General features: G+C 57.2%; 19 protein-coding genes and 1 riboswitch. All 19 genes read left to right on the top strand.

The window, feature by feature from the left end:
- The first annotated feature begins 55 nt into the window (after window positions 1-55).
- Window positions 56-2,416: an endonuclease MutS2 gene (locus tag PCH01S_RS11625; RefSeq protein WP_042229942.1), complete on the top strand. Its 2,361-nt coding sequence runs from the start codon at window positions 56-58 to the stop codon at window positions 2,414-2,416.
- Between the two features lie 122 nt (window positions 2,417-2,538).
- Window positions 2,539-3,213, top strand: coding sequence for a PspA/IM30 family protein (locus tag PCH01S_RS11620; RefSeq protein WP_042229435.1), 675 nt, complete (start codon window positions 2,539-2,541; stop codon window positions 3,211-3,213).
- A gap of 95 nt (window positions 3,214-3,308) precedes the next feature.
- Window positions 3,309-3,728, top strand: a complete 420-nt coding sequence (locus PCH01S_RS11615) for a DUF350 domain-containing protein (protein ID WP_009676216.1) — start codon at window positions 3,309-3,311, stop codon at window positions 3,726-3,728.
- A gap of 157 nt (window positions 3,729-3,885) precedes the next feature.
- Window positions 3,886-4,410: a hypothetical protein gene (locus PCH01S_RS11610; RefSeq protein WP_042229429.1), complete on the top strand. Its 525-nt coding sequence runs from the start codon at window positions 3,886-3,888 to the stop codon at window positions 4,408-4,410.
- A gap of 273 nt (window positions 4,411-4,683) precedes the next feature.
- Entirely contained in the window at window positions 4,684-6,015 is a 1,332-nt protein-coding gene (locus tag PCH01S_RS11605; RefSeq protein ID WP_042229424.1) for an MFS transporter, read from the top strand.
- A gap of 94 nt (window positions 6,016-6,109) precedes the next feature.
- A complete protein-coding gene (gene cysK / locus PCH01S_RS11600; protein ID WP_042229423.1) occupies window positions 6,110-7,036 on the top strand; it encodes a cysteine synthase A in 927 nt (308 codons plus the stop codon).
- A 588-nt stretch (window positions 7,037-7,624) separates the two neighbouring features.
- The gene (locus PCH01S_RS11595) at window positions 7,625-7,933 is read left to right on the top strand and encodes a GNAT family N-acetyltransferase (protein WP_042229420.1); all 309 of its coding nucleotides are present in this window, start codon (window positions 7,625-7,627) and stop codon (window positions 7,931-7,933) included.
- A 372-nt stretch (window positions 7,934-8,305) separates the two neighbouring features.
- Window positions 8,306-8,797, top strand: coding sequence for an Lrp/AsnC family transcriptional regulator (locus PCH01S_RS11590; RefSeq protein WP_042229418.1), 492 nt, complete (start codon window positions 8,306-8,308; stop codon window positions 8,795-8,797).
- 12 nt (window positions 8,798-8,809) lie between these two features.
- Window positions 8,810-10,006 (top strand): aminotransferase class I/II-fold pyridoxal phosphate-dependent enzyme, encoded by a 1,197-nt coding sequence (locus PCH01S_RS11585; RefSeq protein WP_042229941.1) that lies wholly within the window; start codon window positions 8,810-8,812, stop codon window positions 10,004-10,006.
- Window positions 10,007-10,076: 70 nt separating this feature from the next.
- A complete protein-coding gene (locus PCH01S_RS11580; RefSeq protein WP_009676194.1) occupies window positions 10,077-10,337 on the top strand; it encodes an aspartyl-phosphate phosphatase Spo0E family protein in 261 nt (86 codons plus the stop codon).
- A gap of 54 nt (window positions 10,338-10,391) precedes the next feature.
- Window positions 10,392-10,967 carry a hypothetical protein gene (locus PCH01S_RS11575; RefSeq protein WP_042229940.1) on the top strand — a complete coding sequence of 192 codons (576 nt, stop codon included), beginning with the start codon at window positions 10,392-10,394 and terminating at the stop codon, window positions 10,965-10,967.
- Window positions 10,968-11,094: 127 nt separating this feature from the next.
- Window positions 11,095-11,299: riboswitch (cobalamin riboswitch) on the top strand.
- Window positions 11,300-11,477: 178 nt separating this feature from the next.
- A complete protein-coding gene (locus PCH01S_RS11570) occupies window positions 11,478-12,485 on the top strand; it encodes an ABC transporter substrate-binding protein (protein ID WP_042229417.1) in 1,008 nt (335 codons plus the stop codon).
- Entirely contained in the window at window positions 12,486-13,523 is a 1,038-nt protein-coding gene (locus PCH01S_RS11565; RefSeq protein ID WP_009676079.1) for a FecCD family ABC transporter permease, read from the top strand.
- Complete coding sequence (locus PCH01S_RS11560; protein ID WP_042229416.1) at window positions 13,523-14,308, top strand: ABC transporter ATP-binding protein; 786 nt, start codon at window positions 13,523-13,525, stop codon at window positions 14,306-14,308. Before PCH01S_RS11565 ends, PCH01S_RS11560 begins: the two co-directional genes overlap by 1 nt.
- A 75-nt stretch (window positions 14,309-14,383) precedes the next feature.
- Complete coding sequence (gene cobT / locus PCH01S_RS11555; RefSeq protein WP_042229415.1) at window positions 14,384-15,433, top strand: nicotinate-nucleotide--dimethylbenzimidazole phosphoribosyltransferase; 1,050 nt, start codon at window positions 14,384-14,386, stop codon at window positions 15,431-15,433.
- Window positions 15,433-16,026, top strand: coding sequence for a bifunctional adenosylcobinamide kinase/adenosylcobinamide-phosphate guanylyltransferase (gene cobU, locus PCH01S_RS11550; protein WP_042229413.1), 594 nt, complete (start codon window positions 15,433-15,435; stop codon window positions 16,024-16,026). The genes cobT and cobU overlap by 1 nt, the downstream gene beginning before the upstream one ends.
- 9 nt (window positions 16,027-16,035) lie before the next feature.
- Window positions 16,036-17,163 carry an adenosylcobinamide-phosphate synthase CbiB gene (gene cbiB / locus PCH01S_RS11545; protein ID WP_042229410.1) on the top strand — a complete coding sequence of 376 codons (1,128 nt, stop codon included), beginning with the start codon at window positions 16,036-16,038 and terminating at the stop codon, window positions 17,161-17,163.
- Window positions 17,139-17,996 (top strand): adenosylcobinamide-GDP ribazoletransferase, encoded by an 858-nt coding sequence (cobS, locus tag PCH01S_RS11540; protein WP_042229409.1) that lies wholly within the window; start codon window positions 17,139-17,141, stop codon window positions 17,994-17,996. Before cbiB ends, cobS begins: the two co-directional genes overlap by 25 nt.
- A 177-nt stretch (window positions 17,997-18,173) precedes the next feature.
- Window positions 18,174-19,289 (top strand): threonine-phosphate decarboxylase CobD, encoded by a 1,116-nt coding sequence (cobD, locus tag PCH01S_RS11535; RefSeq protein WP_042229408.1) that lies wholly within the window; start codon window positions 18,174-18,176, stop codon window positions 19,287-19,289.
- Window position 19,290: the final 1 nt, after the last annotated feature.

The following is a 19,290-nucleotide window of genomic DNA, read 5'->3' as shown; positions in this document are numbered from 1 at the left end:
GTCCCGGATTGGATATAATAAAGAGATCATACTAGATGTGATGAGGGAGAATGCTTTGAATACCAAAACTTTTAACACAATGGAATTTCATAAAATCACACATAAACTGAGCAGCCACGCGGCCACCTCGCTGGGAACGGCAAAAGCGGCGGAGGTAAAGCCTTCCGGGGATTTTGAGGAAGTGAAGCTGCGCCTGCAGGCGACGGACGAAGCTTTCGCCGTCGACCGGCTTAAGGGCGGTGCCCCTTTCGGGGGCATCCGGGATATCCGTGCGGCCGTGCACCGTGCCAGAGTGGGCGGCATGCTCAATCCGAGCGAGCTGCTGGATATCGCGACTACGATCTACGGGGGCCGGAGGCTCCGCAAGTTTCTGGAGACGATGGACGAACAGCATCCTGTTCCGAGGCTGCTGAGCTGGGCCGAACTCCTGAGCGACAACAAGGAGACCGAGGACCGGATCAAGAGCTGCATCGACGACAACGCGGCGGTGATGGACAGCGCGAGCAGCGAGCTTTCCCGCGTGCGCAGCGAGCTGCGGACGGGCGAAGCGAGGGTCCGCGAGAAGCTGGAGCAGATGATCCGCAACCCGTCCGTGCAGAAAATGCTGCAGGACGCGCTGGTGACGATGCGCGGAGACCGTTATGTTATCCCCGTCAAACAGGAATACCGTTCTTCGTTCGGGGGTATGATTCACGATCAGTCCGCGTCGGGCGCCACTCTTTTCATTGAACCGGAAGCCGTCGTTACCCTAAACAACCGGCTCCGCGAGCTGAAATTCAAGGAAGAAGCCGAAGTGGAGAAAATTCTCCGGATGCTGACGGCAGGGGTTGCGGAAATCGAGGAAGACCTTCTGTCGGACGTCGAACTGCTCGCGCAGCTGGACTTTACGTTCGCCAAGGCGGGACTTGCCCGCGAAATGAAGGCAACGCTGCCGAAGTTGAACGACCGGGGCTTTCTGAAGCTGAAAAAGGCGCGTCATCCGCTGATCCCGCTTGATAAGGTCGTTCCGATCGATCTGGAACTCGGCGGGAGCTTCACGACGATTATCGTGACGGGACCGAATACAGGCGGTAAGACGGTGTCTCTAAAAACCGTCGGCCTGCTCAGCCTGATGGCGATGTCCGGCCTCTTCGTCCCGGCGGAGGAAGGCAGCGAGCTGTGCGTCTTCGACGGCATCTTCGCCGATATCGGAGACGAGCAGAGCATCGAGCAGAGCCTCAGCACCTTCTCCAGCCATATGACGAATATCATCGGAATCCTCCGCGATATGACGCCGAAGAGCCTCGTGCTCCTCGATGAGCTGGGGGCCGGCACCGATCCGGCGGAAGGCTCCGCGCTCGCCATCTCGCTGCTGGAGAACATCCACCGGATGGGCTGTCGCATGATCGCGACGACTCACTACAGCGAGCTGAAGGCGTATGCCTTCGAGCGCCGCGGCGTGATCAACGCGAGCATGGAGTTCGACGTGCAGACGCTGAGCCCGACGTATCGTCTGCTCGTCGGGGTTCCCGGCCGAAGCAACGCGTTTGCCATCGCGGAGCGTCTCGGTCTTCCGCGCGCGATTATCGAGAAAGCGCGCGGACAGGTCAGCGACGAGGACCAGCGCGTCGAGACGATGATCGCCTCGCTGGAGGAGAACCGGCTGACCGCCGAAGCGGAACGCCACAGCGCCGAGCAAATCCGGCGCGAGAACGAAGAGCTGCGGGCGGCGCTCTCCGCGGAGCGCGCCAAGCTGGATGAGCAGCGGGACAAGGTGCTGCTCAAAGCCGAGCGCGAAGCGCAGGACGCGATCGCCAAAGCCCGCCGCGAAGCGGAAGAGATCATCGCCGACCTGCGGCGTCTGGCGAAGGAAGAGGCCGGCGCGATCAAGGATCACAAGCTGATCGCGGCCCGCCGCCGTCTCGACGAGGCCGAGCCGAAGCTCCGCAAGCCGGGAGCTAAGCGCCCCGAGCGGAGCAAGGCGGAGGTCGAGCCGGGCGACGAGGTGCGCGTGGTGAGCCTCGGCCAGAAAGGCCACGTCGTGGAAATCGTGAATTCGTCTGAAGTGACCGTGCAGCTGGGCATCATGAAGATGAAGGTGAACAAGACCGACCTCGAAGTGATCAAGGCTTCGCCTCAGAAGAAACCGGTCCAGCAGGTGGCCGCCACGGTTAAAAGAACCCGGGACGACAACATCCGCATGGAGGTCGATCTTCGCGGAACCAACGTGGAAGAAGGCATCATGGAGCTCGACCGGTTCCTGGACGAATCGTTCCTGAACAACTTCGCCCAAGTGTATGTCATCCACGGCAAAGGAACGGGCGTGCTGCGGACGGGCATCCAGGATTATCTGCGCAGGCACAAGCACGTCAAAAGTTTCCGGATCGGAGCTTATAACGAGGGCGGCCACGGTGTGACGGTGGTTGAACTGAAATAACCGGACAAAAGCATCCGGAAAAAATATTTGGAAATGGTTGAAACGTTCTTGAAGGTCCCCCGTATGAAAAAGTATGAAAGTTATAAAAGCACAATTCAAACGAAAGCGGGAGGGAATTCCAAATGGGAATTTTTAAAAGACTTAGAGACTTGACGATGGCTTCGATGAACGATTTACTCGATAAAGCGGAAGATCCGGTAAAAATGCTGAACCAGTTCCTCAGAGACATGGAGCAGGACATTCAGGAAGCGGAAGTGGCGGTAGCCAAGCAGATCGCGATCGAGAAGAAATTCAAACAGCAGTACGAAGAAGCGGAAGAAATGGTCGGCAAGCGTACGGAACAGGCCATGAAAGCTCTGGAGCAGGGCAATGAAGATCTCGCCCGCCGCGCGCTGGAAGACAAGAAGGAGCACCAGACCCGTTTCGACGAAATGAAGCGTCAGTACGACATCGCCAAAACGAATGCGGATCAGCTCCGCAATCAGCTCTCCGATATGAAAGACGAATTTTCGAAAATGAAAAACAAGAAAGACCTTCTGATCGCCCGTGCCGAAGCGGCGAAAGCCCAGAAGCACATCAACCAGGCGATGTCCGGTTTCGGAACCGACAACGCGGCGAAAGGCTTCGACCGCATGTCCGAGAAGGTGCTTCAGCTTGAAGCCGAAGCGCAAGCAAGCGGCGAGCTCCGCTCCAAAGGCAAGAGCCTGGACGACGAACTCGACCAGCTCGGCAAGAGCGACGGAATCGACGACGAGCTTGCGGCCATGAAAGCGAAGCTGGCTGAAAAAAAACAATAAGCATGATATAATGGCGGTATGCCTAACGCGGAGACTGAGAATTTTCTCAGTCTCTTCCCTTGTTTACCATTCCTTGCGACGGAGGAGGCATACATTTGTACGAAGAGGTGAATCAGTTGGTCAGCAATCCTTACCTTGGAGCGCTAGCGTACTTCTCTGTGGCGGTCGTGGCCGTTATCGTATTTCTTACCATTTTCGAGATTGTAACGAAGTATAATGACTGGGAAGAGATCAAGCGCGGGAATGTTTCTGTGGCAATGGCTACGGGCGGTAAAATATTCGGAATCTGCAATCTGTTCCGGTTTGCTATCGAAAACAACGATTCGCTTATCCGCTCTCTCATCTGGGCGGGATACGGCTTCCTTCTATTGATGGCCGCTTATTTTATTTTTGAATTTTTGACGCCGTATTTTAAAATCGACGAAGAAATCCAGAAAGACAATCGCGCGGTGGGACTGCTGTCGCTGATGATATCCGTCTCCATTTCGTATGTCGTCGGAGCTTGCGTGCCTTAAAGGCACCCTGATCCGGCTCTTCGGCCGCTTGGCGATGGCGGAAAGGAACGCGAACGATGAAATATTTATGGGGAATCTTATTTGCTCTGGCCGTGCTGTTTATGGGGCTGGGCGTCTGGTATTTGATGAATCATTGACCTGTCGGAGGTGAACTGGCGTGAACGAGGAAGAACTGAAAACCGTATGCCCGTGGTGCCAGACGGAAATCGTATGGGACCCGGAGATCGGACCGGAAGAAGAATGTCCGCACTGCTATAACGAACTGAGCGATTACCGCAGCATCCGGCTCGGAGCGGATGAAGAAGATGCGGACGAGCCGGATGAAGAAGCTGTACCGGCGGCCGGTTCGGATGATTTCCTGGACTGGGAAGAAGAGGACAGCTATACCAACGAGTACGCCGAAGCTGTCCGGAATGTGCTGGATACCCAAGAGGAAGCACCGGAATGCTCCGCCTGCCGGGAACTTATGCTCCACGGGGGCACGCAGGTAACCGCGGGTACGGGCTATGCTCCCGTCATACCGGGAACGGTCGGCAAGGCTTTCCTGAATCCCGGCTACAAATTGAATGTATTTGTGTGTCCGTCCTGTTTCAAGGTCGAGACTTTTTTGGCGGAGGAAGACCGGGAGAAGCTTCTGGCCGTATTGAATCCGTCCAAAGAGCAACCGGCAACCGACAACTAAAACAGATCCGCGTAAAACGCTGCCGTCCCGAGGACGGCAGCGTTTTTGCTGCACAGGGTGAGACTCACGGCGCAGAGCTCGGCGTCACATGACAACGGTCAGCCGCCATGACGCGGGTTGAGCTGGAGAGGTGCGGTCTGCGGCGTTCACGCAAAAGCGGAGTCGTTTCGGTAATTGAAAACAGGAAAAAAGCGGAACTTAGCTGCTTCTTTGAAGAGACCTTCTTTTGGACAGGATAAGGAAGATCAGGCTTCGAAAGGAAGGGATTTGAGGATGCAGCAGGACAAAGAGCGGGGTCGCTCCCGGCTGGCAGGCTGGCTCGGAACGGCCAAGGAAACGCCGGCGGCGGAGTCTTGGGAACATGAAGCGGATGCCGCAGCTTCCGCCGGGGAGAAGAAGAAACCTACCATTGGAAGACTGGATGCCCAGTCCGCCCTGCTGCTTATAGAAAATATGCTTTTTGCGGCCGCCAACGCCTTATCCGGAACGTTCGTCAGTATCTATTTATGGAAAGCCAAAAGCGATTTTGCCATGATCGGATGGTTTACACTCACGCATCAGCTTGCGATGGCGCTCACCTTCTGGGTGGCGGGCAAGTGGGTGAAAGAGCATAACAAAATGAACTGTCTCCGTGCGGGTGTTGTCATGTCGGCGGTTTTTTACCTGCTCGTTTTGATGCTGGGTCTGTCCAGCGTGAATTATATTTTCCTGCTCGGTGCGGTTCAGGGAATGGCTGCGGGTTTTTTCTGGCTGGCGTTCAACATCGTCTACTTCGAGGTTACGAGCAGGGAGACACGTGACAAATTCAACGGCTGGGCAGGCTTGCTGGGAGCGGGAGTCGGCATGCTGGCGCCGTGGATTTCGGGACTCATCATCGTTCATATGGCGGGAACGAACGGTTACCGGGTTATCTTCTCAATCTCGCTGGGTATTTTTGTTCTCGGCGTGGCGGTGAGCTTTTTCCTGAAAAAGCGGAAGATCGAAGGCACATACGGCTGGACGTACGGTTTCCGTCATTTGCGGCAGGGTGATACTCCGTGGAGGCCGGTTTGTGCCGCTTTGATGGCTCAAGGTTTTCGCGAAGGCGTATTCGGGTTTATGATTTCGCTGCTGGTGTATATCGCGACGACGAGCGAGCAAAAGCTCGGAAGCTACGCTTTGGTGACTTCGGGCGTTTCCTTCGTCAGCTTCTGGCTGGTCGGCCGTGTGCTCAAACCCAAATACAGAAGCAGAGGGATGCTCCTCGGGGTGCTGATGGTCATCGCGGCCATACTTCCGTTTTTCTGGAAAGTGAATTATATGACCCTGCTTGCGTTCGGTATCGGGACGTCCCTTTTTCTGCCGTTGTTTACGATTCCGATGACGTCGTCCGTATTTGATCTGATCGGAAGAGACGAGGAAAGCGTGAGGCACCGGGAGGAGTTCGTCATTCTGAGGGAGCTGGCGCTGAACGCCGGGCGGATTCTGGGCACGCTGCTGTTTATTGCCGTTGTATCCCAAAGCACCTCTGCGATGGTGATTAATACCCTGCTGCTTGTGATCGGAAGCGCGCCATTCCTGAGCTGGCTCTTTATGAGGAAAGTTCTGCATCCAGAAAACTCTTGACAGAGCTGTCCATTCCTATAAAAATAGTGGGTATATGTTTGGAACCCAATGCGTTGGAAAGAGGAACAATCGTGCTTCGGGGAGGAGACCGGAAATGAGCGGGAAACTGGTAAACAGCATCGCGGAACTGATTGGAGACACGCCTGCCGTGAGGCTTAACCGCCTGACAAGCGAAGAGCATGCGGAAGTCTATGTTAAGCTGGAATATTTCAATCCGAGCGGGAGCGTAAAAGACCGCGCGGCCTATAATTTGATAGCGCAGGCCGAGAAAGACGGCCTGCTGAAGCCCGGCGCGACGATCATCGAGCCGACGAGCGGCAACACCGGCATCGGACTGGCCATGAACGCGGCCGTGAAGGGGTATAAAGCGATTCTGGTCATGCCGGATAACATGACCAAGGAGCGGATCAATCTGCTCAAGGCCTACGGAGCGGATGTGGTGCTGACGCCTGCGGCGGAGCGTATGCCGGGTGCGATTGCCAAAGCGCTGGAGCTTCAGCGCGGCATTCCCGGCAGCTTCATCCCGCAGCAGTTCGAGAACAAGGCGAACCCGGACATTCACCGGGTGACCACCGCCTTGGAGATTCTCGAGCAGACGGACGGCAGGCTCGACGCGTTCGTCGCTTCGTCCGGCACCGGCGGGACGATCACGGGCACGGGCGAGGTGCTGCGCGAGCGGATCCCCGGCATCGAGATCTACGTCGTCGAGCCGGCCGGATCGCCGGTGCTGTCGGGCGGAGAGCCCGGCCCGCACAAGCTGGTCGGCACGTCGCCGGGCTTCGTGCCGAAGATTTTGAACACGGACGTCTACGACGAGATCGTCCGGGTAGAGGACGAGGATGCGCTGCGCACGACCCGTGAGCTCGCGGCCAAGGAGGGCATCCTCGTCGGTCCGTCCGCGGGCGCGACCGTGTGGACGGCCATCCAGGTGGCCCGCAAGCTGGGGCCCGGCAAGCGCGTCCTGTGCATCGCGCCCGATACGGGCGAGCGGTACCTCAGCATGGGCATCTTCGGCGAATAAATCGTCGGAGGCGGCGGGATGCGGCCATATCGCAGCAGCATCGCGGAAGGATGAATTCCCGTATGCCGGTCTGATCAAGGACGTACCCTTGAATACGGCTGCCGTCCGGGGCGTTTTCATAAGCGCGTGCGAGGATGCGATGCGTAATCGGTGTCCCTATAAATAAGAGAGCTTTTCCTGAATCCGGGGAAAGCTCTTTTTTATGCGGTCGATTTTATGAACAGGAAGATTGAGGGTCCCTATAAATAAAAAATAAAGCGGCTGCCCGTATGCATGAAGGCAGGCCCGGAATGCCTCACTGATTTTGTGGGGACTTCATACTTACGGAACGGAGAGTTTCGCCTCCGGCGCCTTGGGCCGGAAGTCACCGTCATGCGATGACACACGGCCGCGCCGATAACTGTGCGCGGTGTGAAAGCGGAATGGCAGGAGTAAGTTGTCCTGTGCATATTCAGGACGATGCTGCCGGAGGAGAAATAGGATTTTTTTGTAAAGGCGTGGAATATGAAAGGAAGTCGTTGAATAAAAATACAGTATCATGTATAATTATCACAGATTCACTTGTTCGTAGAAAGGTGGCCTGCAAGAATGATTTCGTTGTCCGGTGAGATGCCTAAACCATGGGTCCTGAACCCCTTTATACAATCCTATACAGAATTAACTTCCCAGAAGGTCGATCGCAAAAGTTTGAAGCAAATCGGAAACGGCCGTTTTATTTCCGCTTACGAGGATCAGAAACTGGTCGGAATCGCCTTTTGTACCGGAGACGTGGAGTGGGAGAACGAAGTCTCCCTTTCGGTCCTTATTCTGCCTTCTTACCGCAAAAGAGGGATCGAATCGGCCATGCTTCGTCTGCTCCGCGGCAAGCAGTCGTCCTACAGCCGCACAGTAGGCTAGAGCGGAGTGCAGCAGTTGGCGGGTTCCCGCGATCGGCAAGACCCGCAAAAGCACGTCCGGCAGCCCCGGAGACCGGGCATAAGGAGATGCCTGTACGGGGAAGGGCTTTCCGAGCAGAAATCCGCGAGACCGAAAGCCCCGGCAGGCTAGGGGAGCGACCTTGCCGTTTTGCGCCGCCGGGCGATGCCGAACCGCTTGCCGGGGCAGGGAGATGAAGCTGCAAGGAGCGCGTGCTTGCGGCTTTTTTGCGCTTCCGTTTTTTATTGAATTCGGCGGGGGCTGCGTGTAATATGGAAGATAACGATTTTCCCTATCCGATGCTTGATTTCATTGGACCTTATACATGATCGATTCTTAGTAGGAGGCTTGACGATGGACGATTTGAAGCACAAGATTCTGGATATTCTGAAAGAGGATTCCCGCCGCTCTCCGGCGCTTATCGCGACCATGCTGGGAATTACGGAAGATGAGGCAACGGCGGCCATCCGCCAGATGGAAGACGAGCACATCATCGTGAAGTACGCCACCGTGCTCAACTGGAGCAAAGTGGACAGCGACAAGGTGAACGCGCTGATCGAAGTGCAGATCACGCCTGAACGGGGAACCGGATTCGACGCGATTGCGGAACGCATTTATTTATATCCAGAAGTGAAGTCGGTCTATCTGATGTCCGGAGCTTACGATCTGCTTGTGGAGATCGAGGGCCGTACGCTGCGGGAAGTGTCTTCTTTCGTTTCCAGCAAGCTGTCGACACTGGACCGGGTATTGTCAACGAAAACTCATTTTATTCTGAAAAAATACAAACAGGATGGGATCATTTTTGATGACCGTGAGGATGATCATCGGATGCTGGTCTCACCATAAAGGACGATGACGATGATAAACCAGGAAGAAATCGGAAGCAAACCGAAATCCATGCAGGGCTATTTGTCACCGCTGGTCCGGGATATTCCTCCTTCGGGCATCCGGCGTTTTTTTGATTTGGTAAGCGGAAGCAAGGATATTATTTCTCTTGGCGTCGGGGAGCCGGATTTCGTGACGCCGTGGCATGTCCGCGAGGCGTGCGTGTATTCCCTGGAAAGAGGCCGGACGAACTATACGCCGAATGCGGGCCTCCCTGAGCTTCGCGAAGCGATCGCCGAGTATTTGTACACGAATTTTGCCGTAAAATACGAGCCTTCGAATGAAGTTGTCGTAACGGTCGGCGGCAGCGAGGCGATTGACCTTGCGCTGCGCGCGCTGATTGCGCCGGGCGATGAAATTCTCATTCCGGAACCCTGCTACATCGCTTACAGTCCGATCGTCACGATTGGCGGAGGAGTCCCGGTCGGCATCGAGACCTTCGCGAAGGACAGCTTCAAGCTGAAGCCCGAGGCGCTCCGCGCAAGTCTGACGCCGAAATCCAAGGTTCTCGTTCTGAGCTATCCGAGCAACCCGACGGGCGGCATCATGACGTACGAGGACTGGGAGCCGATCGCCCGGATCGTGGAAGAGAACGATCTGATCGTCATCGCCGATGAAATTTATGCGGAGCTCACTTACGGAAGCAAGCACGTGAGCTTCGCGTCGCTGCCCGGCATGCGGGATCGTACTATTCTCGTCAGCGGCTTCGCGAAAGCTTTTGCCATGACGGGCTGGAGAGTCGGCTACATGTGCGGGCATCCGGACCTGATCTCCGCGATGCTGAAGATCCATCAGTACACGGTCATGTGCGCTCCGATCATGGGCCAGATTGCCGCTCTTGAGGCGCTCCGCAACGGGCTGGAGGAGAAGGACCGGATGATCGAGTCCTATAACCAGCGCAGGCGTCTGGTCGTTCAAGGCTTCCGGCAGATCGGTCTCGACTGCCACGAGCCTCAGGGAGCGTTCTACGCGTTCCCTTCCATCGCTTCGACGGGCCTCAGCTCGGAAGAGTTCGCTCAGCGACTCCTGACAGAAGCGAAGGTGGCGGCCGTTCCGGGACAAGTGTTCGGCAACGGCGGCGAAGGCTTCGTCCGCTGCTCCTATGCGACTTCCGTTTCACAGCTGAACGAGGCTTTGGACCGTATTGGGTCTTTTGTGAAAAAATTGTAAAGACTTGTCCCAAAAAATAGTTTTCAGAATCGGAAAAAACTGATATCTTTAGGGTAAAGGAGGGATATGTATGGCTTATTTAGAATATCGTCTGGCCGACAACTCGGGTTGGTACAGTCATGACGTTTCCGATCAACGCTGGTTATCCAAACGACCTGCCAAATTAGCCTCCCTCTTTCACCTGGAAGAAGAAATTCAGTTTATGCGGCACAGACTGGAACAGATGGTTCAGTCCGGTGAGGCTATGACTTCCGAGTCCGTAATTGAAATGAGTACGCTTCTTGATCATAAGATTAACGAATATATGAATCTAGTCCAGAAGAGCCGGTAAATGCCGGCTTTTTTGCAGCGTTTGCATAAGCTATCGGGCAACGGAGGGATTTTGATGACACAGAAACGCTGGTTTCCGGCTGCAGTACTGCTTCTATTATTCACCGTCTTGGTTTCCGGGTGCGGGAAGGCCCAGCCCAAAGCGGATGTTTCCATCTTTATGATGGCCCGTGACGGCATACCGGTCGATGCCGCTTTTAAGCTTGAAAATTCGTTGAAAGCGCTTGTGGGGGACAAGCCGTCCATCTATTTGAATACGTCCCCGCTTTTTTCCAATGAAAAGATGATCGTCGAAATGGGATACGGCAATCACGGTATCCTGATCATCCCCGAAGAACAGTTTAAGATTTATGCGGCCGAAGGGGCATTTTTGCCGCTGGAAGAGCATTTCAAGCAGGAAGACTATCCGGAGGGCGTACTCGAGGCGACGATTGAACCTGCCGGCAAGAAAAAGAATCCGCCCGAAGCGCCTAAGAAGGAGACGCATCTGTACGGCATTCCCCTCCAGTATTCCAAGTGGATGAAGGATAACGGCGTGGAAGGCAAGGGGCTCGTCGCTTTTATGGCGGTGAACAGCCGCAATCCCGAGCAGTCGTTCGAGGTGCTCAAAAAGATCGCCGCCAAATCGTGAAGCGACGGCCTTGCCGCCGCCGCGACTCCATAGCGGACGCCGGGAACTGCACGTGGTGCGATGACTAAAGTCCTTGTCTTTCCGGCGCCGCTTGGCCTATAATGGGGGATGAACTTGAAGGCCCAACCTCATACGTTTACCGTCAGGTCCCGAAGCGGCGTCTCGTAACAGAGCCAAAGCCCAGGGTGAAAAGGGAAGCCGGTGCAAATCCGGCACGGTCCCGCCACTGTAATACGGAGATCGTCTTACGATGCCACTGTCCGCGCCGGATGGGAAGGCAAGACGGTCAGCCATCCGTAAGTCAGGAGACCTGCCTGCCGGTTTGCAGCACAATATCCTTCGAGGAGAGGATCGCGCGAAACCGGAAAGGACGTCCGATTGACGGCCGTTTCACCTCGTGATTCTGAAAGTTATCCCCTCTATCTCCGGATAGGGGGGATTTTTTGTTGACATGCGCGAACATCGTGGGACAACCTCAAGTCAAACTAAATCAGCAAGGGAGTAGAGAACATGAACAACGAACGAAAAACCACCGGGGGTTTTAAATACGCCCTGCTGCTGCTCGTTTTGACGATGGTCGTCGGCCTGGCAGCTTGCGGCAAGCAAAGCGCGGATAACGGAACGGCGGGATCAGCCTCTCCGGCGGCAAGCACCGCTCCGCAATCGAGCGCGAAGAAAACGCAGTATCCTTTGAAAGTAACCGATGCGACGGGCAAGGAATTTACGTTCGAGAAAGCGCCAGGAAAAATCGTGTCGGTTTCGCCGGCGGAGACGGAAGCTCTTTTTGCGATCGGTCTGGGCGATATAATCGTCGGCGTGTCCGATTTTGACGATTATCCGGCGGAAGCGAAAACGAAGCCGAAAATGGGCGGAATTACGCAGCCTAACCAGGAATCGGTTATCGCGTCGGGAGCCGACATTGTTTTCACAGGCGTTTCGATGAAAAAAGAATCGGTCGAAAAGCTGCGCGCGATGGGCATTAACGTGTTCAAGGTGGAGCCGAAGACGCTTGACGACGTCATGAAAAATATTCAGCTCTACGGCCAGATTACCGATCATCAGGAACAGGCGGAAAAAGTCGTCGCAAAAATGAAAGAAGACCGTCAAAAAGTTACGGATGCCGTAAAAACCGTAGCGGCGGACAAGAAGAAAAAAGTCTATATCGAATTCTCCCCGGGCTGGACAGTGGGCAAGGGTGAATTTATGGATGAGCTGATCACGCTGGCGGGCGGTGTCAATGTCGCTTCCGACATTACGGGCTGGAAGCAGATCAGCGAGGAGAAAATCATCCAGCAGAATCCGGACGTTATTTTATTCGCCAAAGGCGTAGTGGATGACAAAACGAAGAAAAGTCTTGAAGAACTCATTCGCGGACGCAGCGGGTGGAACGAAATCAATGCAGTTAAAAACAACCAGGTGATCGGTCTCGACCAGAATACGCTGACCCGTCCGGGACCGCGTCTGACAGAGGGACTTTTGCAAATGGCTAAAGCCATCTATCCGGACTTGGTGAAATAAATGAAACCTAAATGGGGACTTTGGGGAGGAGTAGGAGTTTTACTCCTTCTTCTTTCTATTGTGCTGAGTCTTTCGCTGGGCTCGGCCCATCTGCCGGTGAGTCAGATCGCTTCGATTCTGGGGAGCAAGCTGCCTTGGATCGGAGACCGAATTACGCCGGACTGGCCCGTATCCTCGGAGCAGATTATTATGAAGGTAAGGCTGCCGCGCGTGATGCTGGCCATCCTGGTCGGGGCCTCCCTTTCGGTAGCGGGAGCCGCTTTTCAAGGCGTCCTGCGCAATCCGCTTGCGGACCCGTATACGCTTGGGGTAAGCAGCGGAACGAGCGTCGGCGCGGCGTTCGTCATTTACTTCGGTCTGCAGACGACGTTTTTCGGTACGTGGACGATACCGGTCGTCGGTTTTGCCACCGGAGCCGTTTCACTTTGGATCGTATTGCGTCTGGCCCGGACCGACGGCAAAATCCGTATGGAGACGCTGCTGCTTTCCGGTGTCGTGATGCAGGCGTTTCTCGGCTCCGTCGTTTCTTTTCTCGTGTCGATGTCCAAACAGGTCGTCAATGAAATCATTTTCTGGCTGATGGGCAGTCTCGCGATGAAAGGCTGGTCGTACACAACCGTTCTCCTTCCGTATTTCCTCGTAACTTTCGTTGTGCTTTACAGCTATGCTCGGACACTCAACCTGCTGGCGCTCGGGGAACGTCAGGCCGCTCATCTGGGCATCCATGTCGAGCGGACGAAATTGATCGTGCTGATCACCGCGACTCTGGTGACGGCTGCCGCCGTTTCCGTATCCGGTGTCATCGGGTTTGTCGGGCTGATCGTGCCCCATCTGATCCGTCTGATCGCGGGACCGGATTACCGGCTGATCGTGCCGCTTTCCGCCGTAGGCGGAGCCATCTACGTCCTTTGGGCCGACACGCTGGCCCGGACGCTTCTAAGCCCGACAGAGATTCCGCTCGGCGTCATCACCGCGTTTCTGGGCGCGCCGTTCTTCGCTTATCTGCTGCGCAAACAGAAGAAATGGGGTAGAAGCTGATGGAACCGATCATCGAAGTACAGGGTGCGGGAAAAAGCTTCGGCGGAATCCGCGTGCTCAAAGATATCCGTTTCGAGGTGAAGCCCGGCGAATTTTTCGGCGTCATCGGGCCTAACGGGAGCGGCAAATCGACTTTGCTGAGACTGATCTCAGGCGTAGACCCCCTTACGGAAGGCCGTATTCTTCTCCAGGGGAGGGAAGTCGCGGGCTACGCCCGCAAAGAGCTGGCGCGCTGGCTTGCCGTGCTTCAGCAGGATGCGCTGCCTCCGCTCGGTTTCACCGTCCGTGAGGTGGTGGAAATGGGCAGGTTCCCTTTCCAGAACTGGCTCGGGGAAGACCGGGAGGACGCCGCTGCGCTTATCGACCGGATTATGCGGCGGCTCGATCTGGAGCCGCTGGCCGACCGGACGGTCGAGAACCTGAGCGGAGGGCAGAAACAGCGCGTGGCGCTGGCGAAGGTGATGGCGCAGCAGCCCCGCCTGCTGCTGCTCGACGAGCCTACGACTTATCTGGATATCGGCTACCAGATGCAGCTGATGGACTACGTGCGGCAGTGGCAGCGGGAAGAAGGGCTGACGGTGGTCGCCGTCCTTCACGATCTGAATCTGGCCGCTCTCTACTGCGAACGGCTTCTCGTCGTTCATGAGGGAGAAGGCATATCTATCGGCACGCCGGAGGAAATTATGAGAAGCGAACTGATCCTGGACGTCTACGGGACGGAACCGATCGTCCTGGAGCATCCCGATCACGGCATTCCTCAAATCCTGCTGCGCCGGGGAGATTGAATAGAGTGAATCCGGACCGCCCGCAGGGCGGTTTACCTACATACCGACTAACACTACACCAGAGGAGGAACAAATATGAACGAACTTCAGGATGTAATCGGCGCTATTCGTCCGCTCCGTCAGGAAGCGAAGGATGCGGCATCCGTCCATCTCGATAATCTGACTAAACCGCCGGGAAGCCTCGGCAAGCTGGAAGATATGGCACGCCAGCTTGCGGGGATTACCGGAGAGGTTATGCCCGATATGAGCCGCAAGGCCATCGTCGTCATGGCGGCCGACCACGGCGTCTGCGAAGAAGGCGTCAGCGCGTTTCCGCAGGAAGTGACCCGCCAGATGGTGATGAACTTCCTGCAGGGCGGCGCGGCCGTCAATGTGCTGGCCCGGCACGCGGGAGCGGAAGTCGTATGCGTCGATATCGGCGTCAACGCAGACCTGGAGCATCCGGACCTTCTCTCCCGCAAAGTCCGTAAAGGCACGGCCAATATGGCCCGCGAAGCCGCCATGACCCGCGAAGAGGCTCTCCAGGCCATCCGCGTCGGAATTGAAGTGGCAGACGGGCTGGCCGGACGCGGCGTACGGGTTCTGGCGACCGGGGAGATGGGGATCGGCAACACCACGGCCAGCTCCGCGCTGCTGAGCGTGCTCGGGGGCATCGCCGTTGAAGAAGCGGTAGGACGCGGAACAGGCATCGACGATGCCCGCTGGCTGCACAAGCAGGAAGTTGTCCGCAGAGCCATCGAGGTCAACAAGCCGGATGCGGACGATGCGCTCGATGTGCTGGCGAAAGTCGGCGGCCTTGAAATCGCGGGTCTGACCGGAGTCATCCTGGGCGCGGCCAAGAACGCTTGTCCGGTCGTGATCGACGGTTTCATCTCCTCGGCCGCCGCGCTGGTTGCTTCGCGGCTGGCTCCGGAGTCCCAGCCGTATATGATCGCCTCCCATCAGTCTCACGAGCAGGGGCACGGTCGGATGCTGGAAGCGGTCGGGCTCGGCCCCATGCTTCATATGGATATGAGACTGGGAGAAGGGACCGGGGCTGCGCTCTGCTTCACGCTCATGGATGCGGCGGGCAAAATCATGCGCGAGATGGCTTCCTTCGAAAGCGCCGGAGTGTCGCGGGGCTGATGAATCTGGCGCAAGAACATAAACCGGGAGCGGGAGCTGTCCTCGTGACGGGCGGCGCCAGAAGCGGCAAAAGCTCGTTTGCCGAGCAGTTGTCTTCGCGGCTTGCCGCACACGGGACTTATCTCGCTACGGCCCAGATCTGGGACGAGGAGATGCGGCAGCGGATCACTCTGCACCGCACGCAGCGCGAGCAGTCCGGCTTCCCCTGGATTACGGCGGAAGAGCCGATGGAGCTGTCCGCCGCGCTGAAAGCTTGCAGCGGCGAAAGAGGCCGGGGCGTCGTCCTGGTGGACTGTCTGACGCTGTGGCTTTCCAATCGTCTCCTGAAGGAGGAGTCTTCGCCGGATGCGGCCGAACAAGTGAACGCCGCAGTGGACGAGCTTGTCCGGACGGTTGAAGCCTACGAGGGACCGCTCGTGCTCGTCACCAACGAAGTCGGGAGCGGTATTGTGCCCGAATATCCTCTCGGGCGGTTGTACCGCGATCTGGCCGGCCGGATGAATCAGCGGCTGGCACAAGTTTGCGGCCGGGTTTTTCTGGTGACCGCCGGGATACCCATTGAGCTGAAAAGCCGGGCTTACCGGTTTGAATAGAGGGAACTCATGATTTTTTATTCGCTGAAAGAAATCTTGTGGATGATGCTGGCGGCTGTTGCCGTCGACCTTGTGATCGGCGATCCGAAGTGGCCGACGCACCCGGTGATCCGCATCGGGAGTCTGATCAGCTTTCTGGAACGGAAGCTGAGGAAAGAGCCGGCATCGCGGAAGAGCGCGCCGGAATGCACCGGAGGGGGCCAGGCCGAGGCGGGAGCTGAGACCGGGGCCGAGACTAGGGCCGTGGCCGGGGCTGCTGAAGGCGTGCCTCTGGAGGCCGGAGCGCCCCTTGACACGGCCGGACAAGCGGCCGCTCTGTCACCGCGCTCCTTGAAGCGGCGGGGGATTGTCCTGGCCGCAGCCGTCATGCTGGCCGCATTTGCCGCCATGACGGCCGTAACGGCCATAGTCGCGGCGATACATCCGTGGCTGGGTTACGCGGTGACGACGTGGTTTATTTCGACGACGATAGCCGTCAAAGGCTTGAAAGATGCCGCACGGCTGGTAGCGGTACCCTTGGCAGCGGGAGATTTGGCCGCCGCCCGCAAATATACGGGCTATATCGTCGGCCGCGACACCAAAAACCTCGACGAAGGCGAGCTGACGCGCGCCGTCGTGGAAACGGTCGCCGAGAACACCGTCGACGGAGTCGTTTCGCCGCTGGTCTTCGCCCTCATCGGCGGAGCGCCTCTGGCGATGCTGTACCGGGCGGCGAACACGCTGGACTCCATGGTCGGCTACAAGAACGACCGGTATGTGCATTTCGGCTGGGCCTCCGCGCGGTGGGACGACGTGATGAACTGGATTCCGGCCAGACTGACCGGAATCCTGCTGATTCTGGCTGCTGCCGTGCAGCCACGGATGAGCGCTTTTCGGGCGGCCCGCTCGGTAGGCCGTTTCGCCCGGCTTCATCCGAGCCCGAACAGCGGAATTCCGGAGTCGGCGGTCGCGGGCGCACTTGGAATTGAGCTGGGCGGACGCAATACATACGGAACCGTGGTCAGCGAGCGGGCGCGCATGGGCTGGCCGCTGCGGCCGCGGAACCGCGGAGACATCGACGGCACGGTCCGGCTGCTCTACGGGGCGACGGGCTGGCTGGCAGGAGGGGTTCTATGCGCAATCTGGCTGCTGAATTAAAGCTCTGGCTGTTTGGACTGGTCACGGCCATCCAGTTTCTTACCCGGCTGCCTCTTCCCGTAAGGATCGAGTGGACACCGGCCGTTCTGCGGCGGAGCCTCGCTTTTTACCCGGTGGTCGGGATGATCCTGGGCCTCCTCCTTACCGGCTCCGGCTGGGTGCTGGAGAAGGCGCTTCCCCCTCTGCCCGCTGCCGCGCTTCTTCTGTGCCTGTGGATCGGGCTGACGGGAGCGCTGCATCTGGACGGACTGATGGATACGGCCGACGGGCTGCTCAGCCACCGTTCGAGGGAGCGCATGCTGGAAATCATGAAAGACAGCCGTGTCGGAGCCATGGGCGTCATTGTATGTGTCGCGGTCATGGTTCTCAAGTGGAGCGTAATGGTGCCGCTGCTGACGGGCGGCGCTCTCACCGGGAGCTGGATTTTGCTGCTTGTTCCGGTCTGGAGCCGGACCTTCATGGCCGCAGCCGTGGCTTTATGGCCGTATGCGCGGAGCGGAGGCGGTCTGGGCGGTTTTTTTGAAGGAGAAAAAAAGCCCTTCGCGCTTCTGGGCGCGGGAATCGCTTTATTTCTGAGCGCCGGAGCGGTCGCGTTTTTCCGTCAATCGGGCGGGACGCTTCCGCTCAAGCCTTCTCTGCATGTTTTGGAAGGGGCGGGGCCTGTATTGTGGGGAATTATGCTCCTCATGGTCACGTTTGCGCTTGGAGGAGTCTTGGCGGTCTGGATGGCTAAAAAGCTCGGCGGGCTGACGGGGGACACCTACGGGGCTTTAAATGAGCTGCTGGAAGTTTTGCTGCTGCTTGCCGCCGCTTTCGTGCTGCATTTGACCTAGTTTAGATGCGCGGATACCTGCGAAAAGGCTTTTTGCCGTAAGGGTAAAAGGAGCGTGCGGAGCAGGCAGGCTTCCCGAAAGGAACCAAAAAAGAGGCGGGATGGATTCGTTAGCCGGACTCCCGGCCTTTTTGCATATAAACGGACAGGACATGACAAAAAAAGTGGGGGAATCACTATGCTGGAGCGATACGGACACGGCGGGGATGTGTGGACGGCGGAGGAAAAGTTCGGGCGCGGCCGGGAACAGTTTCTCGATTTCAGTTCGAATATGAATCCGTTCGGTCCGCCTGATGCGGTGGAGGAAGTGCTGCGGTCAGGCTGGAAAAATATTGTCCGGTATCCGGACCCGGCCGTCAGGGAGCTTAGAGGAAAAATTGCCGCCAAATACGGAGTTCCCGCGGAATCCGTGCTGGTGGGCAACGGAGCCGCCGAACTGATTGATCTTATCGTGCGCGTTCTGCAGCCGGAGGTGACGGCGCTTGCCCGTCCCTCTTTCAGCGAATACGAGGATGCGGTGCTTAAAACGGGAGGCCGTATCCACGGGATTCCGCTGCGTGCGGAGCATTGCTTCCGGCTGCAAAAGGCGGATGCCGAAGAAGCGCTTAAGCGATCGGATCTGCTGTTCCTGGGACAGCCTAACAATCCGACGGGCAGGCTCATCCCGCAGGAACTGCTGAACGATTTGGCGGGCAGCGGGCATCCGCTCATTCTGGATGAGGCGTTTCTCGATTTCGTACCCGACGAAAAAAACGTGACGCTTCTGCGGCTTGCGGCCGAATCCAGGCATGTCGCCGTGATCCGCTCCATGACGAAATTTTACGCGATCCCGGGGGCCCGGCTCGGCTTCATTGTCGCTCATCCGGATGTCATCGGCCGGATGTCCCGTCTGCAGGTGCCGTGGAGCGTCAATTATTTCGCCCAGCTTATCGGATGCGCCGTCCTGGAGGACGAGGCTTTTCATGCGAAAATCATCTCCTGGCTGCAGGAAGAGAGTCCCTGGCTCGCCGCCGGACTTGCGGGTCTAGGGCTTGAGGTAACGCCGAGCGACACCAACTATTTGTTGTGCGCGCTTCCGGAGCAGAGCCCAATCAATGTCCGCATCCTTCAAGAAGAAATGGGCAGACGCGGGGTTCTCATCCGGGATGCTTCGCTTTTCGAAGGGCTCGGCACGCGTTATTTCCGTACGGCGGTCAAACTCCGCAGCGATAACGAGCGCATGCTTGCCGCTTTGTCAGACGTGCTGAAAGCGGCTCAAGCCGGTGAAATTTCCCTTGAAAGGGGCGGCCGATGAA

It is taken from the genome of Paenibacillus chitinolyticus NBRC 15660 (assembly GCF_000739915.1).
Classification (GTDB): domain Bacteria; phylum Bacillota; class Bacilli; order Paenibacillales; family NBRC-103111; genus Paenibacillus_F; species Paenibacillus_F chitinolyticus.
This window is presented reverse-complemented; position numbering and strand designations above follow the sequence as displayed.

What these genes read in the sequence shown, in the direction of transcription:
- PCH01S_RS11620 (WP_042229435.1), top strand. Translation starts at nt 2,539, where the DNA reads ATGGGAATTTTTAAAAGACTTAGAGACTTGACGATGGCTTCGATGAAC.
- PCH01S_RS11605 (WP_042229424.1), top strand. Translation starts at nt 4,684, where the DNA reads ATGCAGCAGGACAAAGAGCGGGGTCGCTCCCGGCTGGCAGGCTGGCTC.
- cysK (WP_042229423.1), top strand. Translation starts at nt 6,110, where the DNA reads ATGAGCGGGAAACTGGTAAACAGCATCGCGGAACTGATTGGAGACACG.
- PCH01S_RS11595 (WP_042229420.1), top strand. Translation starts at nt 7,625, where the DNA reads ATGATTTCGTTGTCCGGTGAGATGCCTAAACCATGGGTCCTGAACCCC.
- PCH01S_RS11590 (WP_042229418.1), top strand. Translation starts at nt 8,306, where the DNA reads ATGGACGATTTGAAGCACAAGATTCTGGATATTCTGAAAGAGGATTCC.
- PCH01S_RS11585 (WP_042229941.1), top strand. Translation starts at nt 8,810, where the DNA reads ATGATAAACCAGGAAGAAATCGGAAGCAAACCGAAATCCATGCAGGGC.
- PCH01S_RS11580 (WP_009676194.1), top strand. Translation starts at nt 10,077, where the DNA reads ATGGCTTATTTAGAATATCGTCTGGCCGACAACTCGGGTTGGTACAGT.
- PCH01S_RS11575 (WP_042229940.1), top strand. Translation starts at nt 10,392, where the DNA reads ATGACACAGAAACGCTGGTTTCCGGCTGCAGTACTGCTTCTATTATTC.
- PCH01S_RS11570 (WP_042229417.1), top strand. Translation starts at nt 11,478, where the DNA reads ATGAACAACGAACGAAAAACCACCGGGGGTTTTAAATACGCCCTGCTG.
- PCH01S_RS11565 (WP_009676079.1), top strand. Translation starts at nt 12,486, where the DNA reads ATGAAACCTAAATGGGGACTTTGGGGAGGAGTAGGAGTTTTACTCCTT.
- PCH01S_RS11560 (WP_042229416.1), top strand. Translation starts at nt 13,523, where the DNA reads ATGGAACCGATCATCGAAGTACAGGGTGCGGGAAAAAGCTTCGGCGGA.
- cobT (WP_042229415.1), top strand. Translation starts at nt 14,384, where the DNA reads ATGAACGAACTTCAGGATGTAATCGGCGCTATTCGTCCGCTCCGTCAG.
- cobU (WP_042229413.1), top strand. Translation starts at nt 15,433, where the DNA reads ATGAATCTGGCGCAAGAACATAAACCGGGAGCGGGAGCTGTCCTCGTG.
- cbiB (WP_042229410.1), top strand. Translation starts at nt 16,036, where the DNA reads ATGATTTTTTATTCGCTGAAAGAAATCTTGTGGATGATGCTGGCGGCT.
- cobS (WP_042229409.1), top strand. Translation starts at nt 17,139, where the DNA reads ATGCGCAATCTGGCTGCTGAATTAAAGCTCTGGCTGTTTGGACTGGTC.
- cobD (WP_042229408.1), top strand. Translation starts at nt 18,174, where the DNA reads ATGCTGGAGCGATACGGACACGGCGGGGATGTGTGGACGGCGGAGGAA.